General features: G+C 66.0%; 5 protein-coding genes. 4 read left to right on the forward strand and 1 reads right to left on the reverse strand.

Annotation, left to right across the window (positions count from 1 at the left end; all coding sequences use genetic code 11):
- Both F0Q45_RS24320 and holA read left to right on the forward strand, forming a co-directional pair.
- Positions 1-805 (forward strand): ComEC/Rec2 family competence protein (locus tag F0Q45_RS24320; protein WP_149656326.1); only part of this gene is annotated, 805 nt, incomplete at its 5' end.
- Positions 806-835: 30 nt separating this feature from the next.
- Positions 836-1,816, forward strand: coding sequence for a DNA polymerase III subunit delta (gene holA / locus F0Q45_RS24325; protein ID WP_149656330.1), 981 nt, complete (start codon positions 836-838; stop codon positions 1,814-1,816).
- Positions 1,817-1,820: 4 nt separating this feature from the next.
- On the opposite strand, the gene rpsT is transcribed toward holA, so the two are convergent.
- Entirely contained in the window at positions 1,821-2,084 is a 264-nt protein-coding gene (gene rpsT / locus F0Q45_RS24330; protein WP_149656327.1) for a 30S ribosomal protein S20, read from the reverse strand.
- Positions 2,085-2,223: 139 nt separating this feature from the next.
- Between rpsT and F0Q45_RS24335 the strand changes: the two genes are divergently transcribed.
- Both F0Q45_RS24335 and F0Q45_RS24340 read left to right on the forward strand, forming a co-directional pair.
- Positions 2,224-3,882: a circularly permuted type 2 ATP-grasp protein gene (locus F0Q45_RS24335; protein WP_149656328.1), complete on the forward strand. Its 1,659-nt coding sequence runs from the start codon at positions 2,224-2,226 to the stop codon at positions 3,880-3,882.
- The coding region (locus tag F0Q45_RS24340; RefSeq protein WP_149656329.1) for an alpha-E domain-containing protein at positions 3,882-4,745 on the forward strand (864 nt) is incomplete at its 3' end. The genes F0Q45_RS24335 and F0Q45_RS24340, both read left to right, overlap by 1 nt.

Consider the following 4,745-nt stretch of genomic DNA (forward strand, 5'->3'; position numbering starts at 1 on the left):
AGTGTCGGGCGCCAACGTGACGATTGTGTGTGCGGCGATGCTGTTTTCGGCCCGGCTGATTGGACTGCGCGCGGCGGTTGCGCTGGCGGCGATCGCGTTGGTGGCCTTCGTTGTGGTGGTGCAGCCGACGGCCAGTGTGCTGCGGGCGGCCGTAATGGGCGCGATTGGGTTGACGGGGGTGCTGTCCTCGCGCCGTCGGCAGGCGATTCCGGCGCTGTCGGCCACGGTGCTGGTGTTGATGCTCGCGGCGCCGCACCTGGCCGTCGAGGCGGGTTTTGCGTTGTCCGTGCTGGCAACGGCCGCGCTGGTCGTCATCGCTCCGCTATGGTCACGCCGCCTGGTCGCACGAGGAATCCCCACGCTGCTGGCGGATGCGCTGGCCGTTGCGGTGGCCGCGCAGGTGGTGACCGCGCCGCTGGTGGCCGCGATCTCCGGGCGATTCAGCCTGGTGTCGGTGATTGCGAATCTCGCGGTGGCGGCGGTCATCGCGCCGATCACCGTGCTCGGCAGCGCTGCGGCGGTAGTGGTCGTGCCCTGGCCGGCCGCAGCCCAAACGCTGATCCGATTTACCGGCCCGGAGGTGTGGTGGGTACTGCGGGTGGCCCGTTGGGCGGCCGATGTGCCGGCAGCTACCGTTCCCGTTCCCACGGGTCTGGCCGGGGTGCTGGTCGTCGGCGGAGCAACCCTGCTGGCGGTGGTGCTGTGGCGATTTCGGTGGTTTCGCTTCGTGACTAGCTCAGCACTGATGGCCGCGGCGGGGTGCCTGCTGGCCTGGTCGCTGGCCGGGCTGGTCGGCCACTCATGACACCATCGTGGGGTGAGCGAGATTTCGCCGTTGCACCTGGTCCTTGGCGACGAAGAACTGCTGGTCGAGCGGGCGGTTGCGGAGATCGTGCGATCAGCGCGGCAGCGGGCGGGAACCGGCCCGGGCGCCGACCCGGGTGCCGACCCAGGTGCTGATGTGCCGATCAACCGCATGCGGGCAGGCGATGTCAGCGCTTATGAGCTCGCCGAACTGCTGAGCCCCTCACTATTCGCCGAGGAGCGAGTCGTCGTGCTGGAGGCCGCCGCGGAGGCAGGCAAGGAAGCTGCCGTCCTCATCGTGTCGACCGCGGCCGACCTTCCGCAAGGCACGGTGCTGGTAGTAGTGCACTCAGGCGGCGGGCGCGCCAAAGCCCTGGCCGGTGAGTTGCGCTCGCTGGGCGCCCAGGTACATCCGTGTGCGCGCATCACCAAGGCCAGCGAGCGGGTCGACTTCATCCGCGGCGAGTTCCGCTCGCTGCGGGTCACCGTCGACGACGAGACGGTGACGGCTCTGCTCGACGCGGTCGGTTCCGATATCCGCGAGCTCGCCGCGTCCTGTTCCCAGCTGGTCGCTGACACCGGCGGCCATGTCGATACTGCCGCGGTGCGTCGCTATTACAGCGGCAAAGCCGAGGTCAAGGGCTTCGACATCGCCGATAAGGCCGTGGCCGGTGACGTTGCCGGTGCGGCCGAGGCGCTGCGCTGGGCGATGATGCGCGGCGAACCCCTGGTCGTGTTGGCCGATGCGCTGGCTGAAGCCGTGCACACGATCGGACGGGTGGGACCGTTGTCCGGCGATCCCTACCGCCTGGCAGGCCAACTGGGGATGCCACCTTGGCGGGTGCAGAAAGCCCAAAAACAGGCCCGCCGCTGGTCGCGTGACAAGGTGGCAACCGCGATGCGGCTGGTGGCAGAACTCAATGCCAACGTCAAAGGAGCCGTAGCCGACCCCGACTACGCGCTGGAATCCGCGGTCAGGCAGGTGGCCGAGTTGGTTGCCGATCCAACCTGATGCGTCAGCCGAGCTTGTTGAGCGTGCGCGCCAGGGCCGACTTCTTGTTGGCCGCCTGGTTCTGGTGGATCACACCTTTACTGGCCGCCTTGTCCAACTTGCGGTTGGTCGAGATCAACAGTTCGGCAGCCTTTTCCTTGTCGCCAGCGTGCGCGGCCTCACGAAACGCCCGGACAGCGGTACGCAACGACGACTTCACCGACTTGTTGCGCAGTCGGGCCTGCTCGTTGGTGCGGTTGCGCTTTTGCTGCGACTTGATGTTGGCCACGCGTTTGGTCCCTCATGTCTATTCGGTGATCGTTAGGGGCGTCCCTGTCGCCCGACAACGACTGCTCAGGTTATCAGTCGGTTACGTTTTCGCCCAAAAGGCGAACCCGTGGCCTGCCGGAATGTCGCATTGAGGCAGCATGACACAGGTGAGTCTCACGGAACCGATCGAAGGGACCAGGCGGCGTTCACCCGCCCGTTCGGAACGTATCTTCGACGGCTACAACAAATCGGACTCCTACTCAATGGCCTTCGACGAGATGTTCGACGGGCAGGGCAACGTTCGGGGCCCCTACAAGGGCATCTATGCCGAACTCGCACCCACGGACGCCTCAGAGCTCAAGGCGCGAGCTGATGCGTTGGGCCGTGCGTTCATCGACCAGGGCATCACGTTTTCGCTGTCGGGTCAGGAGCGGCCGTTTCCGCTCGACCTGGTGCCGCGAGTGATTTCGGCTGCCGAGTGGACCCGGCTGGAACGGGGCATCATCCAGCGCGTCAAGGCCCTCGAGATGTACCTCGACGACATCTACGGTGACCAAGAAATCCTGCGCGACGGCGTCATCCCGCGCCGGCTGGTGACCTCTTGTGAGCACTTCCACCGCGAAGCGGTGGGGATCGTTCCGCCCAACGGCGTGCGCATCCATGTGGCCGGCATCGACCTGATCCGCGACGACCGCGGCGGCTTCCGGGTTCTCGAGGACAATCTGCGCTCGCCGTCGGGCGTGTCCTATGTCATGGAGAACCGGCGCACCATGGCGCGGGTCTTCCCGAATCTGTTCGCTACCCACCGGGTGCGCGCTGTCGACGACTACCCCGCGCACCTGCTGCGTGCGCTGCGCAACTCCGCGGCCACCAATGAGGCCGACCCGACGGTGGTGGTGCTCACTCCGGGGGTCTACAACTCGGCCTATTTCGAGCATTCGCTACTGGCTCGGCAGATGGGTGTCGAGCTGGTCGAAGGCCGCGACCTGTTCTGCCGAGACAACCAGGTGTACATGCGTACTACCGAAGGGGAGCGTCAGGTCGACGTTATCTACCGGCGCATCGACGACGCATTCCTGGACCCGCTGCAGTTCCGCGCCGATTCGGTGCTCGGCGTCGCCGGCCTGGTCAACGCCGCCCGCGCCGGCAACGTCGTCATCTCCAGTTCCATCGGCAACGGTGTCGGCGACGACAAACTCGTCTACACCTACGTGCCCACCATGATCGAGTACTACCTGCGCGAGAAACCGTTGTTGGCCAACGTAGAGACCTATCGGTGCTGGCTGGACGACGAACGCGAAGAGGTACTGGACCGAATCGATGAATTGGTGCTCAAGCCGGTCGAGGGGTCCGGCGGTTACGGCATCGTATTCGGCCCCGGCGCCTCCGAGAAGGAGCTGGCAGCCGTCAGCAAGAAGATCCGCGACAACCCGCGGAGCTGGATCGCCCAGCCGATGATGGAGCTGTCCACCGTGCCGACCCGGATCGAGGGTTCCCTCGCGCCGCGCTACGTCGACCTAAGGCCGTTCGCCGTCAACGACGGCAACGACGTCTGGGTGCTGCCGGGCGGACTGACCCGAGTGGCCTTGGTCGCAGGCTCGCGCGTGGTCAACTCCAGCCAGGGCGGCGGCTCCAAGGACACCTGGGTGCTGGCGCCGCGCGCTTCCGCGGTTGACCGAGAGCTGGGCCGCACCCAGGTGGTGCGGTCATTGCCGCGGGGCGTGGCGACATCCAGCCCGGATGGTTCGCGGCCAACCCCACCAGGTGAATCACACCAGCAGGGACAGCAACAGCAAGAGCAGGAAGCGATCAAGTGATGTTGGCACGCAACGCCGAAGCGCTGTACTGGATCGGTCGCTATGTGGAGCGCGCGGACGACACCGCCCGCATTCTCGACGTCGCGGTGCACCACCTGCTCGAGGACTCCAGCGTCGACCCCGACCACGCGTCCCGGTTGTTGCTGCGCGTGCTCGGCATCGACCCTCCCGACCATATGCTGGACGTTTGGTCGCTTACGGACTTGGTCGCGTTCAGCACCAACGCGCAGGGCGGCTCTTCGATCGTCGGCGCGATCTCGGCGGCGCGGGAAAACGCGAAGTCGGCGCGCGAAGTCATCTCGATCGAGATCTGGGAGTGTTTGAACACGACCTACAACGCTCTGCCGGAACGCGAACGGGCCGCCAAACGCCTTGGGCCGCATGAATTTCTGTCTTTCATAGAGGGCCGCGCGGCGATGTTTGCCGGACTTGCGGACTCGACGCTGTCGCGCGACGACGGCTACCGGTTCATGTTGCTGGGCCGCGCCATCGAGCGGGTCGACATGACGGTGCGTCTGCTGCTGTCGCGGGTGGGCGACAGTGCGTCCTCGCCGACGTGGGTGACCTTGCTGCGCTCAGCAGGGGCGCACGACACGTATCTGCGCACCTACCGCGGTGTGTTGGACGCGGGCCGGGTGGTCGAGTTCATGATGCTGGACCGGCTTTTCCCGCGATCGGTGTACTACTCGTTGCGGCTGGCCGAACACAACCTCGACGAGTTGCTGCACAATCCACAAAGTCGGATTGGGGCCACCACCGAAGCTCAGCGGCTGCTTGGCCAGGCCCGTAGCGAACTCGAGTTCGTGCAGCCCGGTGTCCTGCTTGAGTCCTTGGACAGCCGCTTGGCGGGCTTGCAGACGACC

The organism is Mycobacterium simiae, assembly GCF_008370645.1.
Taxonomy (GTDB): domain Bacteria; phylum Actinomycetota; class Actinomycetes; order Mycobacteriales; family Mycobacteriaceae; genus Mycobacterium; species Mycobacterium simiae_A.